The following is a 17,482-nucleotide window of genomic DNA, read 5'->3' as shown; positions in this document are numbered from 1 at the left end:
ACCCCTGAACGATCAGGGAGTGAGCATGCCCACCGTGCGGGGACGCACGACCAGCCACAGTGAGAGGATGCCGATCGCCGCGCAGCCGACCATGACCGACGCCATGGTCGTGGCCGTGATCCCTGCGCCGTGGGAGAGCCAGCCGACGACGGGCGAGATGAGTCCCGCGACGCCGAAGTTCGTGGCGCCGATGATCGATGCCGCCGTACCAGCGGCCTTGCCGTGCCGGTCGAGCGCGAGCACCTGCACGTTCGGGAACGTGAAACCGCACGCCGTCATGAAGACGAACAGCGGCACGACCGTTCCCCAGAGCCCGAGTCCGAGCTGATCGGTGACGATGATCGCGACGGCGGCGAGCAGCAGCACGGCGGTCGAGTAGGCCATGACCCACTGCGGACCGAATCGGGCGGCGAGCCGCGACGCGGTCTGCACCCCGACCACGACGCCGAGCGAGTTCACGGCGAACAGCAGACCGTACTGCTGGGCATCGAGTCCGTGCGTCTCCTGGAACAGGAAGGGCGAGGCGGAGAGGTACGAGAACAGACCAGAGAAGGTCATCCCTCCGATCACGAGCACGCCGAGGAACACCCGGTCGGTGAGCACCGAGCGGTAGCGCTGGAGCATTGTCGCCCCACCGCGGTCCTGTCGGCGCGCGACGGGCAGCGTCTCCGGGACGAACAAGATCGTGCTGAGCAGCATCACGATGCCGTAGGCCGCGAGGACACCGAAGATGCCGCGCCACGGCATGAGCGTCAGCAGCCAGGATCCGATGAGCGGTGCGATCACCGGCGCGACGCCGGAGACCAGAGCGAGGCGGGAGAGCATGACGACCAGACGCCGACCTCCGAACAGGTCGCGCACGATGGCCATCGCCACGACGCCACCGGCGGCCGCGCCGACGCCCATCAGCACCCGCGCGGCACTGAGCAGACCGAGGTCAGGGGCGAACGCCGCTCCCACGCTCGCGAGGACGTGCAGGGCCGTCACCACGATCAGCGGCACCCGACGGCCGACCTTGTCGCTCAGCGGACCGACGACGAGCTGACCGAGGGCGAAGCCGATCATCGTGCCGGTCAGGGTCAGCTGGATGGCCGCCGCCGTGGTCTGGAAGTCCTCCTCGAGCACGGGGAAGGCGGGGAGGTACAGGTCGATCGTGAACGGACCGAGCGCCGTCAGCGCCCCGAGCAGGATGATGTAGAGCGTCCGGCGGCCCAGGGAGATCGCATCTCCGGGGTGCAGCATGATCGGCGCGGTGGCCGGGTTCGCGCCGAGGGTGCGGATCGCGCCGGTGGGCGTCGAGGTGCGGATGCTGCCGGTCGCGGTGCGCTCGACAGGCGGGATCGCGCTCGCGTCGACGGACGGCTCCGACGGTGCGGCAGGGGTGGAGTCAGTGCGGGGAGCGTCGGACACGACGTCCTTCCAGAGTTCGGGGATGCGCGGCTCGAATCGATTCGCCGCGGGGAAGACCCCATGCTACCGCCGTCTCACCCACTCCCCGGCGCGGGGAGGCGATCCTCAGCGGGCGATCCGGTCCAGCCCCTGCTCGAGGTCGGCGATCAGGTCGCCGATGTCCTCGATGCCGACGGAGAGCCGCACCACGTTCTCCGGCACCGCGAGTTCGGTGCCGCGCACCGAGGCATGGGTCATGTCCGGCGGGTAGCCGATGAGCGACTCGACGCCGCCCAGCGACTCGGCCAGCTGGAAGAGCGTCGTGCTCTCCGCGAAGGCACGTGCCGCATCGGCGCCGGCGGCCAGTCCGAGCGAGAGCATCCCACCGAATCCGCTCATCTGCTTCGCGGCGATCTCGTGGCCGGGGTGAGAGGCGAGACCGGGGAAGAACACCTGCGCGAACTCGGGACGAGCCGCCGCCCACTCGGCGATCGCCTGCGCATTCTCGGAGTGCTGGCGCATCCGCAGAGCCAGAGTCTTGATGCCGCGAGTGGTGAGCCAGGCGTCGAGGGGCGCCGACACGGCTCCCACGGCGAACTGCTGGAACTTCACCTGGTCGAAGAACCGGTCGTCGCGGAACACGACGGCGCCGCCGAGCACGTCGGAGTGCCCGCCGAGGTACTTCGTGGTGGAGTGCACGACCAGGTCGGCACCGAGCGCGAGCGGCTGCTGGAGTGCGGGCGACGCGAAGGTGTTGTCCACGACCACGAGCGCACCGGATTCGTGCGCGATCTCGACCGTCAGCGCGATGTCGACGACCTTCAGCAGCGGATTGCTCGGCGTCTCGAGCCACACGATCTTCGTCTCGGGCCGGATCGCCGCGCGCAGCACGTCGACGTCGGAGAGTTCGACCGTCGTGGTCTCGATGCCCCAGGGGGCCAGCACCTTGGTGAGCAGTCGATAGGTGCCGCCGTAGACGTCGTTGCCGAGCAGCACATGATCGCCGGGCTTCAGGATCCCGCGCAGCAGAGCATCCTCCGCGGCGAGGCCCGATGCGAACGACAGGGCGCTCGCGCCGCCCTCCAGTGCCGCGAGCTGGGTCTCCAGCGCGGATCTCGTGGGGTTGCCCGCACGGTTGTACTCGTAGCCCTCGCGGAAGCCGCCGATGCCGTCCTGCACATGCGTGGACGACTGGTAGATCGGCGGGATGATCGCGCCCGTGGTCGGGTCGGCGGCTTGTCCCGCATGGATGGCACGAGTGGCGAAGGCGTGGTCGGACATGAGTCTCAGCCTACGTCTGCGACCACCACGGCGACCGCCCCTGTTACGCCGGGCGTCGAGCGCGACGCCCGCACAGCAGCCGACGTCAGCGTGAAAGGTACGCCAGCAGATCCTGTCGGGTGAGCACGGTGTGCGGCTTGCCGTCTTCCGTGACCAGCAGCGCATCGGCATCGGCGAGCGCAGCTCTGGCCTGACCGACGGATGCGTGGATGCCGATGAGCGGAAGCCGCTCCCCCACGTGCGATCCGACCGCATCCGTGGCACTCGCCTCGCCGCGGAACAGCAGATCGAGCAGCCCCTTCTCGTCGACGGTTCCGACGACCTCGCCCATCATGACGGGCGGCTCCGCACTGAGCACGACCAGCTGCGAGACGTCGTACTCGGTCATCATGCCGATCGCCTCCAGCACGGTGTCGGTGGGATGGGCGTGCACGAGGTCCGGCATGCCGGCGTCCCGCCGAGGAGTGCGAGCGGCCAGCACGTCGGCGACGGTCTCCCCCTCTTCCACATCGCTGAAGCCGTACGAGCGCATCCATCCGTCGTTGAAGATCTTGCCGAGGTAGCCGCGCCCGCCGTCCGGCAGGAGGACCACCATCACGGCGTCGGCTGGCAGCTCGCGTGCCACGCGCAGCGCGCCGACGACGGCCATCCCGCTCGATCCGCCGACGAGGATGCCCTCCTCACGGGCCAACCGGCGCGTCATCGCGAACGACTCGGCGTCGCCCACCGCCACGATCTCGTGCGGCACGGTCGGATCGTAGGCGCCGGGCCAGATGTCCTCCCCCACGCCCTCGACGAGGTACGGGCGCCCTGTGCCGCCGCTGTAGACGCTGCCCTCGGGGTCGACGCCGACGATCCGAACCCGTCCGTCCGACACCTCGCGGAGGAACCGTCCCGTGCCGGTGATCGTCCCACCCGTGCCGACTCCGGCCACGAAATGGGTGATCCGTCCGTCGGTGTCGCGCCAGATCTCCGGGCCCGTGGTCTCGTAGTGGCTGCGCGGACCGTTCGGGTTCTCATATTGATTCGGCTTGAACGCACCGGGGATCTCACGGGCGAGGCGGTCGCTCACGCTGTAGTACGACTCCGGGCTGTCGGGGGCGACCGAGGTGGGGGTCACGACGACCTCGGCGCCGTAGGCCCGCAGCACGTCGATCTTGTCCTCGCCGACCTTGTCAGGCAGCACGAACACGCACTTGTAGCCACGCTGCTGGGCCACCAGGGCCAGTCCGACGCCCGTGTTGCCGCTGGTGGGTTCGACGATCGTGCCACCGGGCTTCAGATCGCCCACGGCCTCGGCGGCGTCGATGATCCGTGCCGCGATCCGATCCTTCGATGAGCCGCCGGGGTTCAGGTACTCGAGCTTCACGAGCACCGTGCACGCGATGCCCTCTGTGACGTGCCGGAGCTTCACGAGGGGCGTGTCGCCGACGAGATCGACGATGGAGTCTGCGTACTTCATGACTTCAGGGTAGACGCGCGGATGCCGCGACCGGGGCTGTGTTGCAGCCGACCGCGGCATCCGTTCTCACGAAAGGCCCCCTGCGCTTCCGAAGTGTCAGCCCTTCGTCGATCCGGCCAGCAGACCGCGGACGAAGTAGCGCTGGAGTGCGAAGAACACGATCAGCGGCACGATGATCGACACGAAGGCGCCTGCCGTGAGCAGGTACCAGCCTTCGCCGCGGCCGGTGATCTCGGCGAGCACCTTCGTGATCGGCGACGCTGCTCCGTCGGCGAACACCAGGGCCACGAGCAGGTCGTTCCACACCCAGAGGAACTGGAAGATCGCCACCGACGCGATCGCCGGCATCGTCAGCGGCAGCACCACGCGGAAGAAGATCTGTCCCCGCGATGCGCCGTCGACGCGCGCGGCCTCGATGATCTCGCCGGGGATCTCCGACATGAAGTTGTGCAGCAGGTAGATGGCGAGCGGCAGGGCGAACATCGTGTGCGCGATCCACACCTGCGCGTAGCCGCCGGCGACATCCAACCCCAGCGTCACCTGCACGCCGAACAGGTTGATGCCCCGGGAGAACGACGAGAGCAGCGGGACCAGGGCCATCTGGATCGGCACGATCTGCAACGCGAACACGAAGATGAACAGCGCGTTGCGCCCCTTGAATTCGATCCACGAGAACGCATAGGCGGCCATCGCGGCGATCATCAGGGGGATGAGCGTCGCGGGGATCGTGATGACGATCGAGTTGAAGAACGATTCCAGGATCGTCAGCTGCGTGGTCCCCGACTGCAGCACGGCCACGTAGTTGTCCAGCGTCAGCTGCGGGTTGGTGAAGACCGTCCACCAACCCGTCGTCTCGATCGCGTCCCTGTCGCGGAACGACGAGATGAAGAGGCCGAGCGTCGGGATGGTCCACACGACCGCGATCACGATCGAGGCGACCGACGCCCACGGCCGGCTGAGACGCTTGCGCGCGCGCCCTGCTGAGGCCTCGAACCGCCCGGCGGTGGTGATCGACCTGGTGCTGGCTGCGGTGTCTGAGTTCACGGTGTCGGTCATCGGATCTCCCGCTGCTTCTTGATCTGGCGTGCGTTGTAGATGACGATCGGCAGCACCAGGATGAACAGGATGACGGAGAGCGCGGCGCTGCGCCCCGCCTCGAACTTCGAGAACTGGGTGTACATCTCATTCGCCAGCACCGAGGTGCCGTAGTTTCCACCGGTCATCGTTCGGACGATGTCGAACACCTTCAGCGAGGCGATGGAGATGGTGGTGAGGACGACGATGAGCGCCGGGCGGATCGCCGGTATCGTCACCGACTTGAACCGCTGCCAGGCATTCGCACCGTCGAGTTCCGCCGCCTCCAGCAGCTCGGCCGGGACGCCCTTGATCGACGCGGAGAGCACGACCATCGCGAACCCGGTCTGCACCCAGATCAGCACCACGATCAGGGCGAGGGTGTTCCACGGGCTGTTCAGCAGGAACTGCTGCGGCTCGCCGCCGAACCAGACCAGGATCTGGTTGAGCAGACCGATCTGCTCGAACTCAGGGCCGCGGTATGCGTACAGGAATCGCCAGATGATGCTGGCGCCCACGAACGAGATCGCCATCGGCATGAAGACGAGGAGCTTGTAGACCTTCTCGCCCCGGGTGCGGTCGATGAAGACCGCGTAGGCGAGGCCGACGACGGTCGAGAGCGTCGGGACGAGCAGCACCCACACGATCGTGTTGATGACCGAGATCACGCCGTCGGACTGGGTGAAGATCCACAGGTAGTTGGAGAACCCGACGAAGGTGCTGCCGGTCGAGTTCCAGAATGAGGCGTACACGGTCTGGATCGACGGCAGGATGAGGCCGGCGAGCAGCAGCAGCATCGCCGGGGCCATGAAGGCCACGAGCTGGATCAGGTACCCCGCACCGTCGCGGGACCGGTAATCCAGGAAGAAGAACAGGGCGCCGACGGCGACCGCCACTCCCATCGCCCAGTAGTAGGAGTTGAAGAACCACATCACCGCGAGCGGGATGAGCAGGCACATCGCGAGGCGGATGCCGGTGTAGAGAGCACCTCTGCGCGGTGCGATATCGACGAGCAGCAGGATCACCACGACGACCACCGCGAACGCGATGACCACGGCGAGGGCCTGGAGGATCGGCGGGAGTGTCCCGATCCATTGGAAGAACACAGTCGCGTTCATGGATTCCCCTTCAGGAGACGGAGCTGATCAGCGGTCGACGCGGCGGAGCGCTGACCGGGTGTGAGAAGGAGGGCCGCCCCGCCGGGCGGCCCTCCTCATCCGATCAGCTCGACGGCCAGCCGGTCTCGATCTGGGTCAGCACCTCATCGGTGGAGGTGCCGTTGATCCAGGCGACCATGCCCTTCCAGAACGTGCCGGAGCCGACAGCACCGGGCATCTGGTCCGAGCCGTCGAAGCGGAACGTCACCGAGTCGTCCTGGAGGAGCTTGATCGACTCCTGCAGGATCGGGTCCTCGACGACGCTGAGGTCGACGCCCTTGTTCGCCGACGTCACGCCACCGAGGGCGAGACGGCTGTTCGCCCACTCGGGGCTGGACAGGTACTCGAGCACCTTCTGCGTCGCCTCGGAGTCGCTGAACGCGCCGACGATCTCGCCACCGCCGGTGATGAGCGTCTCGTCCGGGCTCGGGCTCGGCGTCAGGAACGCCCAGACGTCGCCGTCCTCGGCGAAGTTCGTGCCCTCGGGGTAGAAGCCCGACAGGAACGAGGCCTGGTGCGTCAGCGCGCATTCACCGCTGGCCACCTTCCCCGCCACATCTCCGAACGCCGTGGAGTTGATCGACCGCACGTCACCGAAGCCGGCGTTGACGTACTCCGGGTTCAGCAGCAGCTCGCCGGTGGCGTCGAACGCCTCCTTGATCTGCGGGTCGGTGAACGGGATCTCGTTCTTGACCCACTGGTCGTAGACATCGGGGCCCGAATTGCGGAGCACGAGGTCTTCGATCCAGTCGGTGCCCGGCCAGCCCGTCGCGACGCCGGACTCGAAACCGGCGCACCATGGCGCGGCGCCACTCTTGTCCTTGATGGTCTGCGTCAGCGTCAGCAGCTCGTCCCAGCTGGTCGGCTCTTCGACACCCCATTCGGCGAACTTCGTCGGCGAGTACCAGATCCATCCCTTGACGCTCGCCATCAGCGGTGCGCCGTAGAACGTGTCCTCGTAGGTGCCGAAGTCGACCCACCCCTGGGTCCAATACTCCTCGGCGTTCTTCTTGACCGCTTCCGGAGCCGGCTTCAGGAGGTCACGTGAGGCGTAGTCCGCGAACAGGCCGGGCTGCGGGAAGATCGCGATGTCGGGCGGGTTGCCGCCCTGTGCGCGCGTGCCGAGCTGCGTCTCGAAGTCCTGACTGCCCTCGTACTTGATGTCGATGTCGTTCTCCTCGGCCCAGTCCGCCCAGGACTCCTGGAGCAGTTCGGCCTCGGCGTCGACGATCGTGCCGTAGATCGTGACGGTGTTGTCTCCGCCGCCGCCTCCACCGCCACCTTCCGGCGCCCCTCCGGGAGCTCCGCATCCGGCGAGCGCGATGCCCGCGACCCCCAGCAGGGCAAGTGGCGCATAACGCCGGGAACGCTGTGACAGAGCCATGTGAATTCTCCTCTTCGAGTACAGGTTCCCTCGTGGTGCGACGCCACCCCGCGGCATCGTTCGGGAACCGATTCCAGGCCAACATACTGTTGTACCGTGGCCCCGCACAACACGCGAGGGTCACAAGCTCGCAACCATTCGAGGCCGCGCTCGAGCGCGGATGGGAGCGCTCCCTCGTGAACCATGTGGAACCGGTTCCTTTTTCGCACGTCACGGACTACGCTGTCACCCGGCGCGCTCAGCGCCGCCCCACGCAGGCGTGATCAGGTCGAGGAGGACCGGATGAGCACGATCGCGGATGTCGCGGCGCGTGCCGGGGTGTCGAAGGCCACGGCGAGCCGCGCCCTGAGCGGACGAGGTTACGTCTCGGAAGACACTCGCGCGCGGGTCGAGGGTGCGGCGCGCGACCTGTCCTACGTCGCCCATTCCTCTGCCACGAGCCTCGCGACCGGGCGGACCCAGACGGTGGGTGTGGTGATGCCGCCGGTGGACCGGTGGTTCTTCGCCGAGTTGCTCGCCGGCATCCAGGAGTCCCTGTTCGCGCTCGACTACGACCTCTCGCTCTACGGCGTCCCCGAGGGCTCGCAGACGAGGGAGCGCCTGTTCGAGAGCGTGCTGCCCGGTCGACGCTTCGACGGGATCATCGCCGTCGGAATCCAGCCGAGTGCGCGCGAACTCGAGCGCCTCCAGCGCACGGCCCGCCCCCTCGTGAGCGTCGGCCCGTACAGCGAGGGCTCGAGCGCCGTCTCCATCGACGACACGGCTGCCGCGCGCATCGCCACCGAGCACCTGATCGAACTCGGGCACAGCCACATCGCCTTCGTCGGCGGATCGACGGATGCCGGCGAGCTGAGCTTCGGAGATGCCAGGCGACTCGACGGCTATCGCGGCGCCATGCACGCGGCCGGCCTCTTCGACCGTGCCCGTGTCGCCGGGGCCGCGCCGACCATGCCCGGCGGATACACGGCGACGGCCGGACTCCTGGGGGACCGCCGGAATCGGCCCACCGCGATCGTGGGGGTGTGTGACGAGGCGGCGATCGGCGCGATCATCGCCGCCCGACGGCTCGGGATCGCGGTGCCGACCGAGCTCAGCGTCGTCGGCATCGACGACCACGAACACGCCGACATGTTCGCGCTGACCACGATCGGCCAGTCACCCAGGGAGCAGGGGCACCAAGCCGTCCGACTGCTCGTGCGGCGCATGGATCAGCCGGAGGCTCCGCTCGAGCAAGTCGCCGCAGCATCCGCTCTCGTGGTGCGCAATTCGACCGCTCCTCCGCGCTGACTTCGCTGGGGGAAACGCACGAAGGCCCCGGGCAGAACCCGGGGCCTTCGTGAAGAACGCTGAAGCGTGATTACTTGAGGGTAACCGTCGCGCCGGCCTCTTCGAGAGCAGCCTTGGCCTTCTCGGCGGTCTCCTTGTTCGCGCCCTCGAGCACGGCCTTGGGAGCACCGTCGACGACGGCCTTGGCCTCGCCGAGACCCAGCGAGGTGAGCTCGCGGACGGTCTTGATGACCTGGATCTTCTTATCGCCAGCAGCCTCGAGGATGACGTCGAAGGAGTCCTTCTCCTCTTCAGCCTCGGCAGCACCTGCGCCACCCGCAGCGCCGGCGACGGCGACGGGTGCAGCAGCGGTGACCTCGAACTTCTCCTCGAACGCCTTCACGAAGTCGTTGAGCTCGACGAGGGTCAGGCCAGCGAACTGCTCGAGCAGCTCCTCGGTGGAAAGCTTCGCCATGATGTATCTCCTAGATAGATGGGGTTGTTGTACGAGAACGTCGGACGCTTACGCGGCCTCGGCGGTCTCGAGCTTTTCGCGAAGCGCGTCGATGGTGGCCGCAGCCTTGCCCATCGTCGCCTTCATCATGCCCGCAGCCTTCGCCAGCAGAACCTCACGGCTCTCGAGCGAGGCGTACTTGTTGACCTCGTCGGCGGTGAGGGCGTTGCCCTCGAAGATGCCGGCCTTGATCACGAGAAGCGGGTTGGCCTTGGCGAAGTCACGCAGAGCCTTGGCGGTGGCGACGAAGTCGCCGTGCACGAACGCGACAGCCGACGGACCCTTGAGGTCGTCGTCCAGCGCGGAGATGCCAGCCTTGTTGGCGGCGATCTTGGTCAGCGTGTTCTTCACCACGGCGTACTCAGCGTCCTGACGGATGCTGTTGCGCAGCTCCTTGAGCTGGGCAACCGTCAGACCGCGGTACTCGGTCAGCAGAACGGCAGTCGAGTTCTCGAATGACTTCGTGAGCTCGGCGACCGATGCATCCTTCTGCGCCATGGTCACTCCTTGGTGTGTACGAGGCGCCGCACGGTGGTGTGGCGCCGACCTGGACCACCTGCACAACAGAAAAGCTCCGGCGCAAGCGCACGGAGCTTCGGGAAGTTCGTGTCCTGCGCGGGCCCCTGCTGAGCAGAGCTTCGATCCTGCGTACTCACGCACGCACGATGACCAGCGGTCTTCGGTTACCCACACTCTACCCCACGCCCTTCCTTCCCCCAAATCCCCGCCCCTTCCCTCCCCACCCCTGACGACAGGTCGCGCGCTCGGAGGGAAAGGGAAGGAGAGGGGGCGGCGTGTGCGGGAGGGAGGGTCGGCGGACGGGGTTAGGGTCGAAGAGTGAACCCGGAACTCGATGCACGCATCGTCGCGGATTCACGCGACCGCGTGGCGTGGCTGCGGGCGCGATCACGGGGCATCACCGCGACCGACGTCGCAGGTCTCACCTCCGAGAAGTCCATCGCCAGGGCGGCCGACTCGAAGCTCGGCGGCGGCCCCCGCTTCGGCGGCAACGCGTACACCGATCACGGTCGACGGCGCGAACCCGAGATCGCCGCCTGGGTCGCGGCGACACACGGCATCCTCCCCTCGTCCGCCCTCTTCCGCGCCGAGGTCGAGCACCGCCACCTCGCCACGCCCGACGGCATCGCGGTCGACGCCGACGGACGCGTGAAGCTCGCCGAGATCAAGACGACGAACAAGGCTTTCCGCGGCATACCCCGCACGTACCTCCGCCAGGTGTGGTGGCAGCAGCATGTGCTGGGAGCCGAACGGACCCTGTTCGTCTGGGAGGAGCACGTCGACTTCGCCCCGGTCCACGACGAGCCGCGCTGCGTGTGGATCGACCGCGACGACCGTGAGATCGCGAAGCTCGTGGCCCTCGCCACCGACCTGATCGACGAGCTCTACCGCCGCACCACCGGCCAGCAGGTTCCGAGCCGGATCGTGGACGCCGCCGCGAGCCGCCGCGAGCAGCTGCGCGAGCGCGACGCCTTCCGCGCGCTGGCCCTCGCCGACTGATCGGGCGCCCCACCGGCACGACACGCCGCTCAGGTACAGGTGTTGTTGCCGCCGAGACCCAGCAGACCACCGACCGACAGCGTGCGCGTCACAGCCGGCGATGCCCATGACGTCCCGGAGTAGATGCTGTCGACGCGCACGGTGTTGGTCGATCCGAGAAGGCTGCCCAGGAGTGTGTTGAGCAGCCCGGAGCTGATGGTGGCCGAATAGGTGTACGGCCCCGTCCCGCTCTGCGTGACGCTGGTGTTGTCGACCACCACATTGTTGATAGACAGCCGCTGCTGCACCTTCTGATAGGGCGACGTCCACGTGATCGTGAACCCGGTGAAGGTTCCGAGGAGGCTCGTGACCGTGCATGAGGTCACCGTGGGCGTCGAGAGTGTCGCCGCGGTGAAGGAGCCGGAGGCGTATTCGCGGTCGGTGAAGGCGGCATCGGTCAGCGGCACGGGGGGCGCGGACGCGATGCCGACGAGCACGGCGACTCCGACGAGGCCCGCAGCCAGACGTGCGCGTGTCGAGCGGCTCATGGTGCACGCTCCTCGTCGCGCGCCGCTTCTCGGCGATGCCGCAGCACCAGCGACGCGCCCCAGAGCACCAGCGCCGCACCCGCGGCCATGGCCCACGGGGCACCCGGTGGCGTTCCTGTCGTCGCGAGGCCTCCGTCCGACCCGATGCTGACCGTCTCCCCCGCACCCTGCGCGAGCACGCGGACGTCGGTGCTGCCGGACGCGTCAGCAGGATCGAGGACGATGTCGAGACGGACGTGCGCGGTCTCGGTGTCGGCGATCTCGGCGAGCGGCACTTCGACCCCGTCGCGCGGGATGCTCCACGCCGTGCGCAACTCGTTCGCGCCGCCCGGACACCCGGCGGGGGTCCACGCCTGCGAGCACAGGGAGATGTCCAAGAGGAGTCGGGCGTCTCCCGTGGCGCTGACGGCGATCCGCACCACTCCGGGATCCGGGGCGTTCGCACTCACCGCGACATCCCAGCGCACGGGCTGACTAGGGAGGAGATCGGCTGCCGCCTCCCAGTCGGCGACCGAGACGAGGCGCAGCACGGATCCCTGGATGACCTGCGTCGACGGCGCCGCCCATGCGGTCGTGGGGAGCGCCGCCAGGACGACGGCGAGCGATGCGGCGGCGAGCACGCGTCTCATGGCCCGTTCCCGTCGACATCGACACCGCTCCGACCGGATCGGCGCGGCCAGAACGCCCACACCACCAGGGTCGTTGCCGCCACCGTCAAGGAGCCCAGCACGACGGGGTTGCCCATGCCCGCGACGATCAGCGCGATGCCGGGAACCGCGAACAGCACCGTGCGCACGGACGTGACCGGGTACGGGAACGGGTCGTCGGCGGCGTTCGCGTCCCCCCGCATCGTGATGATGCGCTCATCGGCAGCCGCACCGGGCGCGATCGTCGTGACGCGGTGAGTCACCGGGAGCTCGCCGTCGCGATCCACGGTGACGACGTCTCCGACCTCGATCTCGCTCGCGGGTACACGCTGCACGACCGCTACGGCACCCGCGGGGATCGTCGGTGCCATCGAGCCGGTGCGGAACATGATGAGTGTGACTTGCGCGGTGAAGGCGAGCACGACGAGAAGGATGCACACAGCGCCGGCGATGGCAGCCAGCCAGAGCAGGATGTCGCCGAGGATCCGGCCGGGGCGCAGGCGCGCACGGACGGGAGTCGAACCCGTGCCAGGCCGCACGGCGGGCGATGGCGCAGCCTCCCGCAAACTCCGCCGTGTCGTCGGGGTGGTCATCTCCTCCTCCTCTCCTCGGCGTCCGCGCTCCTGTCGACGAAGCGCCCTGCTACGACGACGTCCCCTGGATCTGCCAGGTCTGAGCCATCGTGAGCCCCTGGGCCGCATTGGGCGCGGTGCTCGGGAGCGTGACCGCGAAGCAGTAGTTGACCTGGGCCGTTCCGTTCGCTGCCACGACCTGCGCCGTCGCTCCCGCTGCCGTCAGCGCCGAACCGTCGGCGACCACCGAGGTTCCCCCGGCGTAGCTGGTCGACGTGCAGCTCGTGCCGGAGATCGTGCGCACCCCGTAGGTCAGGTAGGACGCGAGGCCCGTGCCCGTCGGTGTTCCCGCCGTCAGCAGCAGCGTCCCCGCGACCGAGGGATTGGCCGTCTTGACGCTGAACAACGCGTATGTCGTGTTCCCCGGCGCCATCGCGGTCGGAGCCAGCTGGAAGTTCAGAGCGGCGGCCGTGCCTGTGGTGGCGTGGCTCGAGAACGTCGCCCCGTCGACCGCGCCGACGATGTCGAACCTCCCCGCGACGAAGTTGGCGGAACCGAACTCGGAGTCGTTCCATGCGGCGAGAGTCGCAGCCGCGCCGATCCCGAGCACGAGCCCGCCCGCGAGGACGGCTCGCAGCCGAAGGGAGTGCAGCCGACGTCGCTCCCGCGCCGCTCTGCGGGTGGACATCGCGGACTCAGTTCGTCGAGGTCGCCGTGAACTCCCAGGTGGCGTTGGTCACCAGGCTGGGCTCCAGCGCGGCATCCGCCGTCACGGCGATGCACAGCTGCACCGCCGTCCCCGGGTCCGTCGCGGTGGCGCCTGCGGTCAGCGGCACCGTGGTGGCTCCGGTCTGGGCGTCCAGCGTCGCACCGCTGGCGATCGGGGTGCCCGTCGCCGTCGTCGCATCGCAGGTCGCCCCCGGCGCGAGCTGGTAGATCGCATAGGAGAGGTGGTCGGAGTTCGAGGAGGCGGCGGCATCGGCCGTGGTGCCGTCCGCGACGAGATCCGCTCCGGACGTGGTGCCCGCAGCGAGCCGAACCCAGAACCCGGCGTAGACGGAGTCGGTGGGCGACATGTTGTCGACCACGTCCGCCGGGAGGCTGAAGTCGAGCGTCGCGGCCGTGTCGCCGTCCTCGGTGTTGTGATCGGCATAGGTGGTGCCGTCGGTCGAGCCCTGCAGGTTGAACGCGCCCGCCGTGAACGTGCCGTTCGCGAACTCGGAGTCGTTCCACACCGCGAGTGTGACAGCGGTGCCGACGCCGAGCACGAGCCCTCCGGCGAGCACCGCCAGGACCTTGCGCTGGGTTGCCTTGGTTGCCATGTCGCTTCCCCCTCAGGAATCCGTGAGCCACGTGAATGCCTGTGTCCGGGTCGCTCCTCGACGATGAGCATCCGCGTGTGTGCGCCATCCTCTCCCCGGCCCTCGCGCAGAACAAGGTGATTTCGCGCACGACCGTCGCCCATCGCGCGCAGTCCGAGGAGGTCGGCGGATTGTTGACGTAGATCAACGATCGTCGTATAGTTGACCCAGTTCAACCATCCTGAGTGCGCGCCAGAGCTGTCGCAGCATCCTCCCCGCGACTCACGAAAGGTCCCGCATGCCCACGGACTCTCCCGTAAAGATGACGCATCGCCAGGTGCTCGAGGCCCTCACAGGCCTCCTGCTCGGCATGTTCGTCTCGATGATCGCGACCACGGTCGTCTCCACCTCGATGCCCGTCATCGTGCACGACCTCGGCGGCGACCAGGCCGCGTACACCTGGGTCATCACGGCCACGCTCCTCACGACCGCGATCTCCACGCCGATCTGGGGCAAGCTCGCCGACCTGTTCAACCGCAAGCTGCTCATCCAGATCGCGATCGTCGTCTTCGTCGGCGCCACCGCCGCGGCCGGATTCGCGCAGGACACGAACACGCTCATCGCCTTCCGCGCCATCCAGGGCATCGGCGGTGGCGGACTCGCGGCATTGAGCCAGGTCATCATGGCCGACATCATCAGCCCCCGCGAACGGGGCAGGTACATGGGACTGTTCGGCGCCGTGATGGCGGTCGCCACCGTGGGAGGCCCGCTGCTCGGCGGATGGATCACGGATGTCGCGAACTGGCGCTGGAACTTCTTCGTCGCACTGCCCTTCGCCGTCACGGCCCTGATCATCCTGCAGAAGACTCTGCACATCAGCACCGAGCGCACCCGCAAGGTGTCCATCGACTATCTCGGCATCGTGCTGCTCTCGGCCGCGGTCTCGCTGATCCTGATCTGGATCACCAACGCCGGATCCACGTTCGACTGGTGGAGCACCGAGACCGCGCTCATGGTGGGCGGCGCGATCGTCGCGGCCATCGCCTTCGTGATCGTCGAGCTCAAGGTGCGCGAGCCGCTCATCCCGCTCACGCTCTTCCGTGGGCGCACGTTCACCCTCTCGGTGCTCGCGTCGATCTCGATCGGCGTCGCGATGTTCGGCACCTCGGTGTACCTCGCGCAGTACATGCAGCTCTCCCGCGGCGCTACGCCGACCGAGGCCGGCCTCATGACGTTGCCGATGATGGCCGGACTCCTGATCTCGTCCATGGTCATCGGTCAGCTCGTGACCCGCTTCGGCAAGTGGAAGGGCTACCTGGTCCTCGGCTCCGTGCTGTTGATCGCCGGCTCGGTCCTGCTCTCGACGCTGCACTACGACACGAACTTCGTGCTCGTCTCGATCTACATGTTCGTGATGGGCGCCGGCGTCGGCATGACGATGCAGAACCTCGTCCTGATCGTGCAGAACGTCGCGAAGCCGAGCGAGATGGGTGTCGCGAGCTCGGGCGTGACGTTCTTCCGGAGCCTGGGCGGCACGATCGGCGTGTCCGTCATGGGCGCCGTGCTGGCGAACAGCCTCACCGGCCTCTTCTCCGATGGGAAGGAGCGCCTGGGAGCGGCGATCGCGAAGCTCGGCGAGAAGGGCGCGGAGGTCGCCGCCCAGCTCTCCAGCGGAACGCTCCCCGAGGTCAGGCTCCTGCCGGAACCCGTGCGCTCGATCATCGAGGACTTCTACGCGCAGGCCATCTCGCACGCGTTCCTGATCGGCATCCCGCTCGCCGTGATCAGCCTGGTCGCGATCCTGTTCCTGCCGAACCGCCCCCTCACGACCATGACCACGACCGAGCGCGCGCAGGCCGACGCCGCGAAGAAGAGCACGGTGGAAGACGCTGCCGACGTCGCGATCGCCGATGCGGCGGCCGTCTCCGGTGCGACGACCGGGAGCGTGGCTGTGGTCGGTCGGTCCGGCGACGGCCGCACGGATGCGTCATCCGATGCCGGACGCTGAGCGCGCCTCCGACACCCCCGAGGCGCGGGCCGCTGCGGTCCGCGCCCTCGAGGCGGAGTTCGGCGAGCTGATCACGCACTTCCGCCGCGTGATCACCGAGAACGCGAACAGGGTGAGTCCAGGCATGCTGCCGGGCGCCTACAAGATCTTCACCACCATCGCGCGCTGCGAGAAGGCGACGGTCTCGACCCTGTCGGAGCGGATGCTCATGGACAAGGGGCAGGTCAGTCGCACCGTGCGCGAACTCGAGGAGCTCGGCCTGGTCGAGCGCTCCACCGACCCGGTCGACGGCCGCTCGTTCCCCCTTCAGCTCACCCCTCGGGGCGAGGAACGGCTCGCAGCTGCACGCCTGCCTCAGGAGGGCAGACTCCTCCGGACGCTCGAGGACTGGAGTCTCACCGACATCGGCAATCTCACCCGGCTGCTGCACGCCCTGGCGGCCGGCGTGACGCCCGGCTCTTCCGCGGCGGAGTGACCGACCGGCGACCGAGCACCCGATGAGCCTCGGCCGCGATCTCCTCCGCGATCGTGTCGAGCAGTTCCGAGCGCAGATTCCACTGCTGCCAGAAGAGCTCGACCCGAAGCGCCGGTCCCCCCAGAGGCACGAGCCCGGCGGAGTCCTGCAACACGGGCAGCATCCCCCAACCCAGTCCCAGCTCGACGGCGAGCGCGTAATCGTGAGAGGCCGGGACGTAGTGTCGCGGCACACCGTCCTCGCTGACCGACATCGCCCGCAACCACTCGTGCTGCAACGTGTCCCGCCGATCGAAGTCGACGAACGGCGCGGACGCCAGGGCCGTCGCCGTGACTCCCTTCGAGAACCATCGCTCCGCGAAGGCGGGCTCGGCCATCGCGCGATACTCGAGCACACCGAGGGGTGTCGCAGAGCACCCGGCGACCGGAGTCTCCTCGCTGGTGACGGCGGCCATCACTGTGCCCGATTCGAGCAGCCGAGCGGTGAAGTTCTGGTCGTCGCGGTGCAGATCGAAGTCGATGCCATGTCCGGCTGACAGCCGGGCGAGTGGGGCGAGGAACCACGTCGCCATCGAATCGGCGTTCACGGCGAGGGGGACGCTGATGCGAGGGGCGCCGCCGGCATCGTCGATCCCCACACCGACGAGCGCGTCGTGTTCGAGCAGGGCGACCTGCCGCGCCAGACGGACGACGGCCTCGCCTGCTTGCGTCAGGCGCGCTGGCTTGGTGCGGACGACCAGGATGCGACCGAGCTGCTGCTCGAGCGTCTTCAACCGTTGGCTCACTGCCGAGGGGGTGATCCGAAGTCGCCTCGACGCCGCGTCCAGGGTGCCTTCGTCGACGATCGCGGCGAGAGTGGCGGCCAGGTGCGGATCGATCCTCACATAAGAGATGCTAATGGTTCGGTA

General features: G+C 68.1%; 18 protein-coding genes. 4 read left to right on the top strand and 14 right to left on the bottom strand.

All coding sequences use genetic code 11. The features are described 5' to 3' along the window. Positions 1–12: 12 nt before the first annotated feature. The 6 genes from AB0E56_RS08070 to AB0E56_RS08045 form a co-directional block, all read right to left on the bottom strand. Positions 13–1,410 (bottom strand): multidrug effflux MFS transporter, encoded by a 1,398-nt coding sequence (locus AB0E56_RS08070; RefSeq protein WP_359798046.1) that lies wholly within the window; start codon positions 1,408–1,410, stop codon positions 13–15. A gap of 105 nt (positions 1,411–1,515) precedes the next feature. After that, positions 1,516–2,670 carry a cystathionine gamma-synthase gene (locus AB0E56_RS08065; RefSeq protein ID WP_183150711.1) on the bottom strand — a complete coding sequence of 385 codons (1,155 nt, stop codon included), beginning with the start codon at positions 2,668–2,670 and terminating at the stop codon, positions 1,516–1,518. A gap of 85 nt (positions 2,671–2,755) precedes the next feature. Next, positions 2,756–4,132: a cystathionine beta-synthase gene (locus AB0E56_RS08060; RefSeq protein WP_359798044.1), complete on the bottom strand. Its 1,377-nt coding sequence runs from the start codon at positions 4,130–4,132 to the stop codon at positions 2,756–2,758. Positions 4,133–4,228: 96 nt separating this feature from the next. Further along, positions 4,229–5,188 carry a carbohydrate ABC transporter permease gene (locus AB0E56_RS08055; protein ID WP_359798042.1) on the bottom strand — a complete coding sequence of 320 codons (960 nt, stop codon included), beginning with the start codon at positions 5,186–5,188 and terminating at the stop codon, positions 4,229–4,231. After that, the gene (locus AB0E56_RS08050; RefSeq protein WP_359798040.1) at positions 5,185–6,324 is read right to left on the bottom strand and encodes a sugar ABC transporter permease; all 1,140 of its coding nucleotides are present in this window, start codon (positions 6,322–6,324) and stop codon (positions 5,185–5,187) included. Before AB0E56_RS08050 ends, AB0E56_RS08055 begins: the two co-directional genes overlap by 4 nt. A 103-nt stretch (positions 6,325–6,427) precedes the next feature. Next, positions 6,428–7,747 (bottom strand): ABC transporter substrate-binding protein, encoded by a 1,320-nt coding sequence (locus AB0E56_RS08045; RefSeq protein WP_359798039.1) that lies wholly within the window; start codon positions 7,745–7,747, stop codon positions 6,428–6,430. 282 nt (positions 7,748–8,029) lie between these two features. Between AB0E56_RS08045 and AB0E56_RS08040 the strand changes: the two genes are divergently transcribed. Next, a complete protein-coding gene (locus AB0E56_RS08040; protein WP_359798038.1) occupies positions 8,030–9,034 on the top strand; it encodes a LacI family DNA-binding transcriptional regulator in 1,005 nt (334 codons plus the stop codon). A 70-nt stretch (positions 9,035–9,104) separates the two neighbouring features. Here AB0E56_RS08040 and rplL read toward each other — a convergent pair whose 3' ends face one another. Both rplL and rplJ read right to left on the bottom strand, forming a co-directional pair. Next, positions 9,105–9,488 (bottom strand): 50S ribosomal protein L7/L12, encoded by a 384-nt coding sequence (rplL, locus tag AB0E56_RS08035; protein ID WP_017201501.1) that lies wholly within the window; start codon positions 9,486–9,488, stop codon positions 9,105–9,107. Between the two features lie 48 nt (positions 9,489–9,536). Next, positions 9,537–10,025, bottom strand: a complete 489-nt coding sequence (rplJ, locus tag AB0E56_RS08030) for a 50S ribosomal protein L10 (RefSeq protein ID WP_183150716.1) — start codon at positions 10,023–10,025, stop codon at positions 9,537–9,539. Positions 10,026–10,364: 339 nt separating this feature from the next. Here rplJ and AB0E56_RS08025 point away from each other — a divergent pair, with 339 nt between their 5' ends. Beyond that, positions 10,365–11,045, top strand: a complete 681-nt coding sequence (locus tag AB0E56_RS08025) for a YqaJ viral recombinase family protein (protein WP_359798035.1) — start codon at positions 10,365–10,367, stop codon at positions 11,043–11,045. A gap of 29 nt (positions 11,046–11,074) precedes the next feature. On the opposite strand, the gene AB0E56_RS08020 is transcribed toward AB0E56_RS08025, so the two are convergent. From AB0E56_RS08020 to AB0E56_RS08000, 5 genes are read right to left on the bottom strand one after another with little or no spacing between them, the layout of a single operon-like run. Beyond that, on the bottom strand, positions 11,075–11,572 hold the full coding sequence (locus AB0E56_RS08020) for a hypothetical protein (RefSeq protein ID WP_359798034.1): 498 nt from the start codon (positions 11,570–11,572) through the stop codon (positions 11,075–11,077). Next, entirely contained in the window at positions 11,569–12,201 is a 633-nt protein-coding gene (locus tag AB0E56_RS08015) for a hypothetical protein (protein WP_359798033.1), read from the bottom strand. Before AB0E56_RS08015 ends, AB0E56_RS08020 begins: the two co-directional genes overlap by 4 nt. Further along, positions 12,198–12,812: a signal peptidase I gene (locus tag AB0E56_RS08010; RefSeq protein WP_359798031.1), complete on the bottom strand. Its 615-nt coding sequence runs from the start codon at positions 12,810–12,812 to the stop codon at positions 12,198–12,200. Before AB0E56_RS08010 ends, AB0E56_RS08015 begins: the two co-directional genes overlap by 4 nt. A gap of 49 nt (positions 12,813–12,861) precedes the next feature. After that, positions 12,862–13,479: a SipW-dependent-type signal peptide-containing protein gene (locus AB0E56_RS08005; RefSeq protein ID WP_359798030.1), complete on the bottom strand. Its 618-nt coding sequence runs from the start codon at positions 13,477–13,479 to the stop codon at positions 12,862–12,864. 7 nt (positions 13,480–13,486) lie between these two features. Further along, positions 13,487–14,113 (bottom strand): SipW-dependent-type signal peptide-containing protein, encoded by a 627-nt coding sequence (locus tag AB0E56_RS08000; RefSeq protein ID WP_359798028.1) that lies wholly within the window; start codon positions 14,111–14,113, stop codon positions 13,487–13,489. A 301-nt stretch (positions 14,114–14,414) separates the two neighbouring features. Between AB0E56_RS08000 and AB0E56_RS07995 the strand changes: the two genes are divergently transcribed. Together AB0E56_RS07995 and AB0E56_RS07990 are read left to right on the top strand one after the other, a co-directional pair. Then, the gene (locus tag AB0E56_RS07995; RefSeq protein ID WP_359798026.1) at positions 14,415–16,100 is read left to right on the top strand and encodes an MDR family MFS transporter; all 1,686 of its coding nucleotides are present in this window, start codon (positions 14,415–14,417) and stop codon (positions 16,098–16,100) included. Further along, complete coding sequence (locus AB0E56_RS07990) at positions 16,087–16,575, top strand: MarR family transcriptional regulator (RefSeq protein ID WP_359798024.1); 489 nt, start codon at positions 16,087–16,089, stop codon at positions 16,573–16,575. The genes AB0E56_RS07995 and AB0E56_RS07990 overlap by 14 nt, the downstream gene beginning before the upstream one ends. On the opposite strand, the gene AB0E56_RS07985 is transcribed toward AB0E56_RS07990, so the two are convergent. Next, positions 16,514–17,458 carry a LysR family transcriptional regulator ArgP gene (locus tag AB0E56_RS07985; RefSeq protein WP_359798023.1) on the bottom strand — a complete coding sequence of 315 codons (945 nt, stop codon included), beginning with the start codon at positions 17,456–17,458 and terminating at the stop codon, positions 16,514–16,516. The two genes, AB0E56_RS07990 and AB0E56_RS07985, sit on opposite strands and share 62 nt — an antisense overlap. Positions 17,459–17,482 lie beyond the last annotated feature (24 nt).

Origin of the sequence: Microbacterium sp. NPDC028030 (genome assembly GCF_040637855.1) — a bacterium.
GTDB lineage: Bacteria > Actinomycetota > Actinomycetes > Actinomycetales > Microbacteriaceae > Microbacterium.
Note: the sequence above shows the minus strand (reverse complement) of the source record. Positions and strands in the feature narration are given on the sequence as shown.